Raw genomic sequence first — 13,799 nt, 5'->3', positions numbered from 1 at the left:
AGTCATCTATTGAAACGGTGCCCAGATAGCTAACTCGATAATTATTTATTGTTTACAATAATAGTTTTTAAAACCGATTGCTTACGTCGTTTTATCGTCAATTTAATAATTCCTTATTGAATGGATCCATAAAGATCAAAGTCCTCTGCTCGATCAATCCGCACCTGAGCGAATCTTCCAATAGTGGCATAATTTTTATCACTGGCAATGAGCACTTCGTTGTCCACTTCAGGTGAATCAAATTCCGTACGACCGATAAAGTAGCCCTCTTCTATTCTGTCAATTAATACCTTGTAAGTGTTTCCGACCTTCTTTTGGTTAACTTCATAAGAAATGCGCTGTTGTGCTTCCATAATTTGCTCTACTCTCGATTCTTTTTCCTCCTGTGGTACATCATCTTCCAAAGAATGAGCATGCGTTTTCTCCTCATGGGAATAGGTAAAGCATCCAAGACGATCAAACCGGGTTTGTTCCACCCATTCCATCATCTCAGAAAAATCTGCTTTTGTTTCGCCCGGATAACCACAAATTAAGGTAGTCCGCAGTGCAATGTCCGGTACTTTATCTCGGATTGCATTGACCAAATCGATCGTTTTTTGTTTTGTGATTCCGCGACGCATGGATTTGAGCATGTTGTCAGCGATGTGTTGAAGTGGCATATCAAGGTATTTGCAGATATTTTCCCTTTCATTCATCACATCCAATACATCCATAGGAAAACCGGACGGATATGCGTATTGTAGGCGTATCCATTCAATACCATCAACATCTGATAAATTTCTTAATAAATCGGCCAGGTTTCTTTTTCCATAAATATCCAAGCCGTAATAGGTCAAATCCTGTGCGATTAATATGAGTTCTTTTGTGCCGTTTTTTGCCAAATGCTTCGCCTCCTTCACTAAGTCGTCAATAGATTTTGAAACGTGTTTTCCCCGCATTAGTGGAATAGCACAAAATGAACAAGGACGATTACATCCCTCCGCAATTTTGAAATAGGCATAATGAGAAGGTGTTGTTAACATGCGCTCACCCAGTAGCTCGTGTTTATAATCTGCACCTACGCTTGCTAATAGTTGCTGTAAATCATTGGTTCCAAAATATGCATCAACATGCGGAATCTCCGTTTCCAGTTCCGGTTTGTATCGTTCCGACAGACAGCCGGTAACAATGACCTTCTCCAGTTTACCTTCTTCCTTCAATGCACTATACTGTAGAATGGTATCGATTGATTCTTGTTTCGCATTATCGATAAATCCGCAGGTGTTGATGACGACAATGTCATTTTTGTTAATATTATTTGCCTCATGCACAACCTCCATGTGATTGCCACGAAGTTGTCCCATAAGTATTTCACTATCATGAATATTTTTGGAACATCCCAGCGTAATGACGTTGACACGTGGTTTTGATGGTAGGTTATTTGTCTTTTTTGTTCTCATTCTTATACGAGCCCTATTTAAAAAGGGAGTCTACAAATTCTTTTTTGTTAAACAGCTGTAAATCATTTATCCCTTCACCAACACCAATATATTTTACTGGTATTTTAAATTGATCAGAGATTCCAATGACAACACCTCCTTTGGCCGTTCCATCGAGTTTCGTCAATGCTAAGGCATTAACGTCAGTCGCCTGTGTGAATTGTTTACATTGTTCTATCGCATTTTGTCCGGTAGAGGCGTCGAGGACAAGAAGTATTTCGTGCGGAGCACCAGGTACTACCTTTTTCATAACATTTTTAATTTTTGTCAGCTCATTCATTAAAGCCAACTTGTTATGTAAACGACCAGCAGTATCAATAATGGCAACATCTTCTTGATTGGCTACAGCTGATTGGATGGTATCAAAGGCTACCGATGCAGGGTCAGAACCCATTGCCTGTGAGACAACACGAACGCCGACCCTTTCTCCCCAAAGTTTTATTTGATCAACAGCGGCAGCCCTAAAAGTGTCAGCTGCTCCTAAAACCACCTGATTTCCGGCTTGTTTTAATTTGTGAGCCAATTTTCCAATGGTGGTTGTTTTACCGACGCCATTCACACCAACAACCATAATAACATAGGGTTTATGGTTGCCATATTCAAAATTATCAAAATCATCGCTGTTGTTTTCGGCTAGCAGCTCTTGGATCTCCCCTCGGAGAATTCCGTTTAACTCAGAAGTATTAATATACTTATCACGGGCCACTCGATCTTCAATACGCTCGATTATTTTTAACGTGGTGGTAACACCTACGTCTGAAGTCACCAATACTTCTTCCAGATCGTCTAATACCTCCTCGTCAACAGTTGATTTTCCTACAACGGCTTTTGTTATTTTCGTAAAGAAACCCTCTTTGGTTTTTTCCAAACCTTTATCCAGCGCTTCCTGCGCTTCGGGGGTCTGCTCTTTCTTTTTGAAAAAATCGAATAATCCCATAATATTAAGATACCAGAATCTGCTTTTTTGTGGTAAAGTTACTAAATTGACCGTAATTTATTGTTTGCTTAGTATCAAGATGTCAGCTTTTCACTAGGTGCGTTTGGGGATGAAAGCGTATCATTGAGATGAATTGCCAATAATCGATATTAATAAAAAAAAGCCCTTCCAATAGATTATCGGAACGGCTTTCTTATTCTTCAACTTGTAAATTAAGCGTTGCTATCAGCAACAATTTCTTTTGCAGCTTCAACTGCATCTTTGATATGGTCGTTATGAGCGATTAGTTCTTTGAAAGTATAAGCACCAGTTTTCGGTGATCTAACCGCGGTAATTACTTTCGTGTAATCTTTACCTTTACCGGTTTTAAGGGTTGCAACGGTTTTCTTAGCCATTTTCTTTTATATTTTGCGCTCTTGCAAGCTTGTTATCAAAAGACTTATTTAATCTCTTTATGAACGGTCACTTTTTTAAGTACAGGGTTGTATTTCTTCAACTCCAAGCGTTCAGTAGTGTTTTTCTTATTTTTTGTGGAAATATAACGAGACATCCCCGGTAAACCACTTTCTTTATGTTCAGTGCACTCTAAGATTACTTGAACTCTATTACCTTTTTTAGCCATTGTTATTTGTCTTAATGCCGCAATTCTGCGGGATATTTTTTAAATAGGATCAATAGATTTTTACAACGCTTCAACACGTTGAGGCTATACGTATCCTTTTTTTATAAACTTATTAATAACTGCAGTGATACCATTTTTGTTAATGGTTTTAATTGCAGAAGTTGAAACTTTTAATGTAATCCAACGGTTTTCTTCCGGGATAAAGAACCTTTTAGTTTGAAGGTTTGGGTAAAATTTACGTTTGGTCTTAACGTTTGAGTTAGAAACGTTATATCCATTCATTGCTGCTTTACCGGTTAAATCACAAATTCTTGACATGACTATATGATGTTCGTTCTATTATAAAATAACAATTTCTCAAAGAGTTTGCAAATATCTGAAAATGTTTTTGCTTATGCAAGTGTTTTTTAAAGGATTATAAAATCTATCTTCTTTACTTTCTCCATGAAAGAAAGAAGCAAAACCCGCTCTTTCAAAAATTTACTGAAGCGATAACACATCCTATGGCATTATGCATCCCCGAAGAGATTTCGGGAGGCGGTGGCATTTTCGAAAGCCAAAGTTAGTGATTTTAAGCGTATGTTTTATTTCTCGGAAAAAATTGAATAAGAAAAGCCATCGTTTAATGCGGTTATTTCTTCATAAACAATCGGCACGAAGTTTTAATGGTCGAACAACGGGATCAAGCGTTATGTGCATAAGGCTTAAGACAAAAAACGCGTACAGGATTAATTATTTACAATATTATTATTATTTTGCGAAGGGCTTGCCCTGCATATAACCTTATTTTAAACCCTTATAGAATTATGAATACACCGTTACGGGTAAAACCGACTACCACAAAAGGCCTATGGAAAGTTATCGGGGCCTCCTCTCTAGGGACACTTATAGAATGGTACGATTTTTACATATTTGGCAGTTTGGCGGTTATTATATCAACGAAATTTTTTCCTGCAGATAATCCAACTGCCGCTTTTTTATCAACATTGGCAACATTTGCTGCCGGATTTGTTGTTAGGCCATTCGGTGCGCTGTTTTTCGGTCGGTTAGGGGATATGATTGGCAGAAAATATACATTTATGGTAACATTGTTGGTGATGGGATTATCGACTGTAGCGATTGGATTGATTCCGGAATATAAAACTATTGGATTTTTTGCGCCCGTGTTGATTTTATTACTGAGACTTCTGCAAGGGCTGGCATTGGGAGGAGAGTATGGTGGAGCCGCGACATATGTAGCAGAGCACGCTGAGCCACACAGAAGAGGGGAACGAACGTCTTGGATACAAACAACGGCTTCTTTTGGTCTTTTTATTTCATTGGCTGTCATTTTACTAACACGTAAGTGCATGTCCAATGAAGCATTCATGGCCTGGGGTTGGCGGGTACCATTTTTAATATCTATATTAATGGTAATTGTTAGTTATTTCATTCGGAGAAATATGGATGAATCTCCTTTATTCAAACAGGTAAAGGCGGAAGGTAAGGTATCTCAAAACCCACTTAAAGAGTCGTTCGGCCATCGTTACAATTTTAAATTTGTGCTTTTAGCTTTATTCGGAGCAGCTATGGGACAAGGAGTTGTGTTCTATACCGGGCAATTTTATACGCTTTCTTTTTTGCAAAGGGTCTGTCAGGTAGATTTTGATCAAACAAACTATATCTTAGGAATCGCTATATTTTTAGGTACAGGCCTGTTCATTTTTTTTGGTTGGTTATCCGATAAAATTGGTCGGAAGATTGTGATGATGGTCGGGATGCTACTCGCTGTTATTACGTATCGACCTATCTTTGACAAATTGTATCAATTAGCTGACGTCACCGAAAAGAAAGAACAAGTTGGTGCTTTAAAAAACACCATAAAGAAGGAGTCTGTACCGGATGGCGATTTTGGTGCCGAGGAGATGTTAGTGACCACCGTGCACAGGCTGTACGAAGATGGTACACAAAAGGATGAGATTACCAGACAGTACCTGCATCCAAAAGATAAGCATATCGTTCACCGAGAAGATATTGTTTCTATTAAATTGGCAAGGCACGATATGTGGATAGCCGTTGGGTTGATATTCTTGCAGGTGCTCTATGTCACGATGGTATATGGTCCTATTGCAGCTTTTTTGGTGGAAATGTTCCCGGTAAAAATCCGTTATACCTCCATGTCCTTACCGTATCATATCGGAAATGGTGTTTTTGGCGGACTAATGCCTACGGTTGCGACCTATTTGGTTTCAAAGGCTCAATCTGCTAATGAAGCCGCACAAGCAGCTGGAAGAGCGCAACCATTCGACAAACCTTACTTAGAAGGACTTTGGTATCCCATCATCATCATCGGGGTGAGTTTTCTGATTGGGATGGTTTATTTATCGAATAAAAGAACAGAACAATAAATGTTAATTTAATGAGTTTATGCGTTATCTAAAAAAATACCTAGGCATTTTATGGATCATACTTGCCTTCGTTTCGGGTTACTATTTAATAGTTAGTCAGGCTATTCCTCAATTTCATAGCGAAAAACCAGAGGACTTGGTACCTGCGATCGTCTACACTTTTGTTTTAATGCCAATCATTAGCGGTGGATTATTTGTATTTGGATGGTATGCTTTACTAGGTGAATATGACGATTAATCGGAAGATTGTTTTTTCTTTTGTTTCCTTTAAAAACTCATTTGGCCGAATATAAAAAGTAATTGGCTTAAATGGATAAGTGGTTGATTAATTTATATATAGTCGCTTGGAAAGCGTAGTAAAGATTGTTAACTTGGGTGCGAAAAATCAAATATGTTGCAAAAAAGCTAACCGTTTAGAAAGCAAAAGATAACTTCCTTAGCCTTTCTAGTCATGCACGAAAAGAATAAACAATAAACTAAACTAAATTGATAACCAATGAATTTAAAAGTTAGGTCATTTGAAGATTACAAGGAGACATACAAAAAGAGCGTCGAACGACCGGAAGAATTTTGGGCGGGCATAGCAGAAGAGTTTAAATGGCGTAAAAAGTGGAATAAAGTATTGAGCTGGGACTTCAAAGGTCCGGACGTGAAATGGTTCGAAGGAGGAAAATTGAATATCACGGAAAACTGTCTAGATCGTCATATTCAAGAATTAGGGGATAAACCGGCTATTATTTGGGAACCTAACGACCCGAATGAAAACTATCGTATATTAAGTTATAAACAGTTGCTTTTCAATGTTGAGCAAGTTGCCAATGTGCTGAAAAATAACGGCATTGTTAAGGGAGATAGGGTATGTATCTACCTCCCTATGGTGCCTGAACTTGCCATTGCGGTATTGGCATGCGCCCGTATCGGAGCCATTCATTCCGTTGTATTTGGTGGTTTTTCTGCGCAATCGATAGCCGATCGAATCAATGATGCACAGTGCAAATTAGTGATTACGGCAGATGGCAGTTTTAGAGGAACGAAGGTGATTGAATTAAAGGATATTGTTGACGATGCTTTAGGGCAATGTAAATCGGTAGAACGGGTGATTGTGCTAACACGAACCCGGACACCCGTTTCGATGATCAAAGGACGTGATGTATGGTGGGAGGATGAGATAAAAAAAGTAGAAACACAAGGAAATCCGCATTTCCCAGCAGAGGAGATGGATGCGGAAGATATGTTATTTATATTATATACATCGGGTTCAACGGGAAGTCCTAAAGGAGTCGTACACACCTGTGGCGGTTACATGGTTTATACCGGATACACATTTGCGAATACCTTTCAGTACGAAACCGGTGATGTTTATTTTTGTACGGCCGATATTGGTTGGATAACGGGGCACTCTTATATCGTGTACGGACCTTTATCGCAGGGTGCGACTTCGTTAATGTTTGAGGGAATCCCAACCTATCCGGATGCCGGACGCCTTTGGGACATCGTTGACAAACACAAAGTTAATATCGTATATACGGCACCAACGGCCATTCGTTCTTTGATGGGATTTGGTGATGAATATGTTGCAGATAAAGACCTCCGTACCATTAAAACGTTAGGATCCGTTGGCGAACCGATTAACGAGGAAGCCTGGAAATGGTTTGATGAAAAAATTGGACAACATAAGGCACCAATAGTTGATACTTACTGGCAAACGGAGACGGGAGGCTTTATCATTAGTCCGATCGCCGGAATTACACCGACAATACCAAGTTATGCCATGTTTCCGCAGCCGGGAATACAATTGGCTTTAATGGACGAAAATGGAAAAGAGATTGAAGGAAATGATGTGAGCGGTAATTTATGTGTGAAGTTCCCTTGGCCCGGTATGCTGCGAACAACCTATGGTGACCATGAGCGATGTAGAAAAACTTATTTTGCTACCTATGAGAATATGTATTTTACAGGTGATGGTTGTTTGCGGGATAAGGATGGGTATTACCGTATCACCGGTCGTGTAGATGATGTGCTTAATGTTTCTGGGCATCGTATAGGAACAGCAGAGGTAGAAGATGCTATTAATCGGCATAGTGATGTAGTGGAATCCGCTGTGGTAGGGTATCCACATGCTATTAAAGGACAGGGAATATATGCCTTTGTTGTGGCAGGCGATCATTTAAAAGATGCGGATCTGATGCGGGGAGATATTAATAAAACTGTTGCACGTATAATTGGTGCCATTGCTAAACCCGAAAAAATTCAGTTTGTAAGTGGCTTACCTAAAACAAGGTCTGGAAAGATCATGCGGCGTATACTTCGTAAAATTGCCGAAGGTGACACTTCCAATCTTGGTGATACCACCACCCTGTTGGACCCGGAAGTAGTGGAGGAGATAAAAAAAGGTGCAGAAGCTTTGCGCGGGTAAAAGGGGCCTGCTAAAACAATTCGCTTACCTGCTTGTTAACTAGAAAAGAATAAAATTATTTACTTATTTAAAAACTGGTCGAAATGAGCAATTTAAAATTAAAGGGAATTTGGAATGAAGTGAAAGGTAAGGCAAAACAGGCTTATGCCGATTTAACCGATGATGATTTATTGTATGAAGAGGGGAAGGAAGATGAGTTAATAGGACGTTTGCAGAAGAAAACAGGAAAGACAAGAGATCAGGTGGTGGATTGGTTGAATAACCTATAGTCTTACATTGATAAATTAGTAGAAAGGACGGCATTTGTGTCGTCCTTTTTTTTGTTTCTATATGGTTGGTTCAGTATTCGTTGGTAAATTAATAGTTCTTATATTTTAACATCTTACCGATGTTAAGGGTTAAATTCGGGAATCGACCAGCTTGGTTATATTTATAAACCAAGGTTTAGTATCTTCGTAGCATGACAAAGCAAAAGCCATCGATATTGGTCGTAAATGATGACGGAATTACGGCACCTGGTATAAAAGTATTAATGGAGGAAATGCAAAACTTGGGAAAGGTGACCGTTGTTGCGCCCGAGAGCCCGCAATCTGGCATGGGACATGCGATAACCATAGGAAAACCACTTCGAGTCGACCCAGTAAGCATTTATCCGAATGTAGAGATGTATCGATGTTCAGGAACCCCCGTTGATTGTGTGAAGTTGGCCGTGAATAAGATTTTCAAAGGGCGTAAACCTGATCTTTGTGTCTCGGGCATTAACCATGGTTTAAATAATTCCATTAATGTGCTCTATAGCGGGACGATGTCAGCTGCGGTTGAAGGTGCTATAGAAGCGATACCTTCTGTTGGTTTTTCGTACGACGACCATAATTTAGATGCTGATTTTGAGAACTGTAGGCCATTCGTACGGGAAATTGCTAGTCAGGTTTTAAAAAATGGACTCCAACCGGGAACTTTATTAAATGTAAACTTTCCTCCAGGTGTGATAAAAGGCATTAAGATCTGCCGTCAGGCTGACGCGAAATGGGCGGAAGAATTTGAAGAGCGCATTGATCCTTATCAACGACCCTATTATTGGCTTACCGGTAAATTTGTCTTGAATGATAGGGGGGAAGACACAGATGTGTGGGCCTTGAATCATAATTTTGCCTCTTTAGTACCGGTTCAATTCGATATGACAGCTCATCACGCCATACCGCAATTGAATTCCTGGGCTTTTGATGTGTAACGAATAAACATGTTAAAGAAAAATAATCTACTACTTGGCATTTTATTGGGGGCTATGACACCGATAATTGCTTTTTTACTTGATGAGTATACGCCATTGGGAGCTCGGTTTGCTGATAAGCCGCTAACATTATATGCCATAGGAGGAGCGGTGAACTTGCTTATGGTGAGGTATTATTATAAACAGCAGGCTTCGAAAACCGGTGGAGGTATTATGGGGATCACCTTTATTGGTTTACTATTGATTTTATATTTCAAAGGTGGCATAAGGGTTTAAATTGGATACACGATTGATATGAAATATTATATTATCGCCGGGGAGACCTCCGGTGATTTACATGGTGCTAATCTGATCCGCGAGTTAATTAAGCAGCAAGGTCCAAATGCGCAGTTTCGTATTGTGGGAGGAGATCGTATGGAGCAAGCGAGTGCGCAAAAAGCCGTTTTGCACGTACGCGACATGTCCTTTATGGGCTTTGTTGAAGTACTGATGAATATAAGAAGTATTGCGAAAAATTTGCGGATCGTTAAAGAAGATATTTTGGCATATCAGCCTGATGCATTAATTTTGATCGACTTCCCTGGATTCAATTTGAAAATTGCATCTTTTGCAAAGCGAAATAATATAAGAGTTTTCTATTATATCTCGCCAAAAGTTTGGGCTTGGAATACCGGTCGAGTAAAAAAAATAAAACGCATTGTTGACCATATGTTTTGTATCCTTCCCTTTGAGGTCGATTTTTACAATCAGTGGGGTATGAAAGTCGACTATGTTGGAAACCCTTTATTGGATGCCGTCGCTTCTCATCATGCAGATACGACTTTCGGTAGCGTCAATGGCTTAGAAGATCGAAAACTGATAGCCTTGTTACCAGGAAGTAGAAAAATGGAAATAAGCAAGTTACTTCCCGAAATGGTAAAACTTGTTCCTCTTTTTCCCGGACATCAGTTTGTAATTGCCGGGGCTCCCAACTTCGACGCGGATTATTATAGCGACTATATGGCGGGACATAGGCTGCCTATTGTTTTTAACCAAACATATGATTTATTACAGCACGCTGAAGCTGCGATCGTAGCCAGCGGAACGGCAACATTGGAAACAGCGTTGTTAAATGTGCCACAAGTAGTTGTTTACAAAGCCAATGCCATATCAATTGCAATAGGAAGAAAACTTATAAAGGTTGATCACATCTCCTTGGTCAACTTGATTATGCACCGGGAGGTCGTCAAAGAGCTTATTCAAGACGATGCCAATTATAAGCATATTGCAAACGAACTTAATCTTTTGTTGAATGATGCTTCGTATCGTCAGAAAATGTTAAGCGACTACCAAAAGCTACGGGAGATAATGGGCGAACCGGGAGCTTCCGGAAAAGTAGCAAAACATATATTAGACTATCTTCGGGCACGTAATACATAATATAACCAATGGTTGAATTTTCGTTTTCTATATAATAGTTGAAATTATTTAAAACAGCCGAAAAATATCTAAACAAATGGCTATCAAGTTACTCGTAGCATTTGGGGTGTTATAACCTATTTTTTCAACCATTCACTAAATGCTATTTTTTGGAAAACCATATCGGCTTGGCTGCTTTCATATAGAATACCAATATGTTGTTCATCTACAGCGCTAATACACGAATATCCTCTGCTTTTCCCTTCATCTAAAAGTAACCAGTCTTTTTGGGGCCATGTCTGGCCATCGTTAGTACTTACTTTGAGCGTTAAGTGATCTCTGGCGGTTGTTGAATTAGGATTAGAAAACAATAAAAGATGCTGCCTATTTCCAGCGTCTATTAATGGATATTTATACAAGCTTGCCATACAAACCGGCTCGGGCAAAGCATGAAAAGCACTCGTGTGTTGCGTCCATGTCTTACCCATATCGCGTGTGATGCAGACTGCCCTGCCGTTTTCGGAGCCTCTCTTGCCTTTATTTTTATTGGCTCGCATATTGAGCATCAGCGACTGGTCTGAAAGTTGTACAACAGCACATTCTGTCGTCTCTACATTATTCAAGGCCCTTTCAGCGGTCTTCCATGTTTTTCCGCTATCTTGACTATAGGTTATGGTCGAAAAGGGTTTACCCATAGCGTCTCGACCTTGAGTGGGAAAAACCAATGTACCATTGTCCAACATAATGCCATTACCAGGTGCCGGTGCAAAAAGCCACCAATCTTTCTTTTTACACATTTTTGTGATGTTGAGCGGTTTACTCCAAGTTTTGCCATCGTCTACGCTTTTGACCAGCATAAATTGTGATGTTTGTTTCAATCCAAAACCCGGTTGCGACCCCTTATTTTTCCATTGATGGTTCCAATCGTTGCTGTTTTCATTTAAGTCTTCCAGCCAATGCCCATCTTTGTTGATAACACCGTGCATCCATAATGCAGCAATGTAAATCGTATTCGAATTTTTATCAACAAGTATACACGCATCTGAGACACCATTGAACTTCTCTGGCAGGCCTCCCCATTTGCCCATATCCATCGCGATTTCTAAAGGGTGCCAAGTTTGCCCTCCGTCGGTACTGCGGCGGAGGCCGATATCAATATCCCCCTGTAAGTCACGGGCACTTTCTCTGCGCACATCAAAAATGGCAAGCAAGGTTCCTTTGGAAGTAACTGCCAGACCGGGAATGCGTGCAGTATGTATGCCATTTTCCATAGGCTGGTGTAGAGCGCGACCAATGCGTTGCTCGATTCTACGGCTATCGTTTACAACCACGTTTATCGATTCGCTAAAATGTACATCTGCCAATTGAAAAGCTATTTTGTGCAATAGGTCGGCTTGATCAGCAAGATGGCAGGTAACCCAAAAATAATGTACTCCCGGCTGTAGCTCCCTATTACCATCAATGGTTGTATTGGAGGATCGAGGCTTCGCTGTTTTACCGAAGAGTTTCGACGATTTATTTAACAGGGTGTCTTTACCTGTATAGTATACTTCCATGGCCTTTAAATCTTGCATGGTTGTTGTGCCTTCTGTTTGCAAGAGGAAAGCCTTAAGTTCATGATTTTTAGTGTCATTAACGGTAATTTTAATTCGAAGTACTGGATTGATAGATTTTCCTATTAAAACAGGAACTTGAAATTGTGCCTGCTCAATTTGGATAACCGGCTTGGCTTGGGCCGTATGTGGATACAAAAAGGTGCCGAAATGACTTGTAAATGCATAAAGTATTAATAGTACTTTGTAACTGCTCATCGTCTTTAATCTGTTGTTTTTTGAACCGGGAGCGCTTTCCGCCATCCCGCATCTAACAATTGTTTCAGCTTTAATTTTACGTTATCGTATTGCTTTAGTGCTGTTAGATTTCTTTCTTCTAAACGGTTGTTTGCTTGATAATAATAAAGTTCTGTGGATTCGATCGTACCATCGTTAAAATTACGCCACTCCGTATAACGAAAATCTTTTGTTCGTATCGAATAGCCCATCACATTGGGTTTATCTTTATATATCCACGGACGAGGAAATTGACTGAATGCGGCTTTTTTCCAGGGCCTTTCGGGGGCTTTCATCAATGGCACCATACTCAGTCCATCTAATTCCTTAGGAATGGACAAACCGGCAAGCTGAGCCAAGGTGGGATAAAGATCGACCGACTCCACAATGCCATCGGTATGTACATCTTTATTTTTAATACTTGGTGCGGAAATGATCAGCGGTATACGGGTATCCGACTCAAAATTAGTGCTTTTACACCAAAGATCGAGCTCACCCAAGTGGTAACCATGGTCGCTCCAAAGTACAATGATGGTGTTATCCGTTAAACCTTGTTTATCCAACTCATCAATTAGCCTGCCTATTTGTGTATCGGTATAAGTAACACTGGCATAATAACCATGGCGCAATTCGCGAATCTTTTCGGGTGGAATTGGCCCCTCGTCCGGAACATCGGTATAACCTCTTAACTCGGTGGAGTTATGTAAGGCGATTTCAGGAACATTTTGAGGAGATATAGCGGGTAGTGGCATAGGAATTTCATTTCGATCATAATAGTCCCAATATTTTTTTGGGGCAGTGAAGGGTAGGTGAGGCCTACGAAATCCTACCGCTAAGAAAAATGGTTTATCTTTAATTTCTTGGAGTACTTTTATAGCAGCATTACATACCATACCATCCACATATGCACTATCAGGTGCGTCTATACATTCAACAGCCGCTGCCTTGCCTTTGATTTTTCTATTTTCCTCCAGGACATATTTGTGGCCAACAGCGCCGGTTACTGCCATAATCTCAGGAGCTGACCATGAAATAGGATCTTGCAAGTCTGCGGGATCATGATAAATTTTACCAACACATCGTGCGTGATAACCATTTTCTTTAAAATATTGTGGTAGTGTAACGACATTTGGAAGTGCCTTGCGGAAGTGGGTCTTTAAATCCCACACCTGCGTTACGTCGGGTCGTCGTCCTGTTAACAAGGACGCGCGTGAAGGCCCACAAACAGCTTGTTGGCAATAGGCATTATTAAAGACTACGCCATTTTTCGCTAAACGGTCGATATTAGGTGTTATGACAACCGAATCGCCATAACATCCCAACTGATTTCTTAAATCGTCGACTGCTATAAATAACACATTGGTCTTTTTAGCAGTTATAAGCTGCGGTAATGTTTGTGCGTAGAGATTCTGGGCCATCATCAATACCAGCATACATATGCCATGTTCTATTCTTTTCTTAATTCCGGGCTTCATATCATCTAATTTAGATTATGAACTTA

Annotated in this window: 14 protein-coding genes; 7 read left to right on the top strand and 7 right to left on the bottom strand. The window is 40.1% G+C overall.

Features of this window, described 5'->3' with window-relative positions; genetic code table 11:
* Positions 1-113 precede the first annotated feature (113 nt).
* From rimO to rpmB, 5 genes are all read right to left on the bottom strand, one after another.
* Complete coding sequence (gene rimO / locus RYH73_RS10475) at positions 114-1,439, bottom strand: 30S ribosomal protein S12 methylthiotransferase RimO (protein ID WP_335313370.1); 1,326 nt, start codon at positions 1,437-1,439, stop codon at positions 114-116.
* Between the two features lie 13 nt (positions 1,440-1,452).
* Complete coding sequence (ftsY, locus tag RYH73_RS10470; protein ID WP_335313369.1) at positions 1,453-2,415, bottom strand: signal recognition particle-docking protein FtsY; 963 nt, start codon at positions 2,413-2,415, stop codon at positions 1,453-1,455.
* A gap of 212 nt (positions 2,416-2,627) precedes the next feature.
* Entirely contained in the window at positions 2,628-2,810 is a 183-nt protein-coding gene (locus tag RYH73_RS10465) for a DUF4295 domain-containing protein (RefSeq protein WP_335313368.1), read from the bottom strand.
* A 44-nt stretch (positions 2,811-2,854) separates the two neighbouring features.
* On the bottom strand, positions 2,855-3,037 hold the full coding sequence (rpmG, locus tag RYH73_RS10460) for a 50S ribosomal protein L33 (protein ID WP_013668369.1): 183 nt from the start codon (positions 3,035-3,037) through the stop codon (positions 2,855-2,857).
* Between the two features lie 84 nt (positions 3,038-3,121).
* A complete protein-coding gene (gene rpmB, locus RYH73_RS10455; protein ID WP_013668368.1) occupies positions 3,122-3,355 on the bottom strand; it encodes a 50S ribosomal protein L28 in 234 nt (77 codons plus the stop codon).
* A gap of 488 nt (positions 3,356-3,843) precedes the next feature.
* On the opposite strand from rpmB, the gene RYH73_RS10450 reads away from it, so the two are divergent.
* From RYH73_RS10450 to lpxB, 7 genes are all read left to right on the top strand, one after another.
* Positions 3,844-5,424 (top strand): MFS transporter, encoded by a 1,581-nt coding sequence (locus RYH73_RS10450; RefSeq protein ID WP_335313367.1) that lies wholly within the window; start codon positions 3,844-3,846, stop codon positions 5,422-5,424.
* Positions 5,425-5,443: 19 nt separating this feature from the next.
* Positions 5,444-5,662 (top strand): DUF6814 family protein, encoded by a 219-nt coding sequence (locus RYH73_RS10445; protein WP_335313366.1) that lies wholly within the window; start codon positions 5,444-5,446, stop codon positions 5,660-5,662.
* Between the two features lie 258 nt (positions 5,663-5,920).
* Positions 5,921-7,840, top strand: coding sequence for an acetate--CoA ligase (gene acs, locus RYH73_RS10440; protein WP_335313365.1), 1,920 nt, complete (start codon positions 5,921-5,923; stop codon positions 7,838-7,840).
* A gap of 83 nt (positions 7,841-7,923) precedes the next feature.
* Entirely contained in the window at positions 7,924-8,109 is a 186-nt protein-coding gene (locus tag RYH73_RS10435; RefSeq protein ID WP_335313364.1) for a CsbD family protein, read from the top strand.
* A 191-nt stretch (positions 8,110-8,300) separates the two neighbouring features.
* Positions 8,301-9,071 carry a 5'/3'-nucleotidase SurE gene (gene surE, locus RYH73_RS10430; RefSeq protein WP_335313363.1) on the top strand — a complete coding sequence of 257 codons (771 nt, stop codon included), beginning with the start codon at positions 8,301-8,303 and terminating at the stop codon, positions 9,069-9,071.
* A gap of 9 nt (positions 9,072-9,080) precedes the next feature.
* Positions 9,081-9,347: a hypothetical protein gene (locus tag RYH73_RS10425; RefSeq protein ID WP_335313362.1), complete on the top strand. Its 267-nt coding sequence runs from the start codon at positions 9,081-9,083 to the stop codon at positions 9,345-9,347.
* Positions 9,348-9,365: 18 nt separating this feature from the next.
* Positions 9,366-10,490, top strand: coding sequence for a lipid-A-disaccharide synthase (gene lpxB, locus RYH73_RS10420; RefSeq protein WP_335313361.1), 1,125 nt, complete (start codon positions 9,366-9,368; stop codon positions 10,488-10,490).
* Positions 10,491-10,606: 116 nt separating this feature from the next.
* Here the strand turns inward: lpxB and RYH73_RS10415 are convergent, their stop codons facing one another.
* Complete coding sequence (locus tag RYH73_RS10415; protein WP_335313360.1) at positions 10,607-12,280, bottom strand: sialidase family protein; 1,674 nt, start codon at positions 12,278-12,280, stop codon at positions 10,607-10,609.
* A gap of 5 nt (positions 12,281-12,285) precedes the next feature.
* The gene (locus RYH73_RS10410) at positions 12,286-13,773 is read right to left on the bottom strand and encodes a sulfatase (protein ID WP_335313359.1); all 1,488 of its coding nucleotides are present in this window, start codon (positions 13,771-13,773) and stop codon (positions 12,286-12,288) included.
* Positions 13,774-13,799: the final 26 nt, after the last annotated feature.

This window comes from Olivibacter sp. CPCC 100613 (assembly GCF_036959255.1).
Classification (GTDB): Bacteria; Bacteroidota; Bacteroidia; order Sphingobacteriales; family Sphingobacteriaceae; genus Olivibacter.
The sequence above is the reverse complement of the archived record's forward strand: the minus strand, read 5'-3'. Positions and strand labels throughout refer to the sequence as shown.

What these genes read in the sequence shown, in the direction of transcription:
- rimO (WP_335313370.1), bottom strand. Translation starts at nt 1,439, where the DNA reads ATGAGAACAAAAAAGACAAATAACCTACCATCAAAACCACGTGTCAAC.
- ftsY (WP_335313369.1), bottom strand. Translation starts at nt 2,415, where the DNA reads ATGGGATTATTCGATTTTTTCAAAAAGAAAGAGCAGACCCCCGAAGCG.
- RYH73_RS10465 (WP_335313368.1), bottom strand. Translation starts at nt 2,810, where the DNA reads ATGGCTAAGAAAACCGTTGCAACCCTTAAAACCGGTAAAGGTAAAGAT.
- rpmG (WP_013668369.1), bottom strand. Translation starts at nt 3,037, where the DNA reads ATGGCTAAAAAAGGTAATAGAGTTCAAGTAATCTTAGAGTGCACTGAA.
- rpmB (WP_013668368.1), bottom strand. Translation starts at nt 3,355, where the DNA reads ATGTCAAGAATTTGTGATTTAACCGGTAAAGCAGCAATGAATGGATAT.
- RYH73_RS10450 (WP_335313367.1), top strand. Translation starts at nt 3,844, where the DNA reads ATGAATACACCGTTACGGGTAAAACCGACTACCACAAAAGGCCTATGG.
- RYH73_RS10445 (WP_335313366.1), top strand. Translation starts at nt 5,444, where the DNA reads ATGCGTTATCTAAAAAAATACCTAGGCATTTTATGGATCATACTTGCC.
- acs (WP_335313365.1), top strand. Translation starts at nt 5,921, where the DNA reads ATGAATTTAAAAGTTAGGTCATTTGAAGATTACAAGGAGACATACAAA.
- RYH73_RS10435 (WP_335313364.1), top strand. Translation starts at nt 7,924, where the DNA reads ATGAGCAATTTAAAATTAAAGGGAATTTGGAATGAAGTGAAAGGTAAG.
- surE (WP_335313363.1), top strand. Translation starts at nt 8,301, where the DNA reads ATGACAAAGCAAAAGCCATCGATATTGGTCGTAAATGATGACGGAATT.
- RYH73_RS10425 (WP_335313362.1), top strand. Translation starts at nt 9,081, where the DNA reads ATGTTAAAGAAAAATAATCTACTACTTGGCATTTTATTGGGGGCTATG.
- lpxB (WP_335313361.1), top strand. Translation starts at nt 9,366, where the DNA reads ATGAAATATTATATTATCGCCGGGGAGACCTCCGGTGATTTACATGGT.
- RYH73_RS10415 (WP_335313360.1), bottom strand. Translation starts at nt 12,280, where the DNA reads ATGAGCAGTTACAAAGTACTATTAATACTTTATGCATTTACAAGTCAT.
- RYH73_RS10410 (WP_335313359.1), bottom strand. Translation starts at nt 13,773, where the DNA reads ATGAAGCCCGGAATTAAGAAAAGAATAGAACATGGCATATGTATGCTG.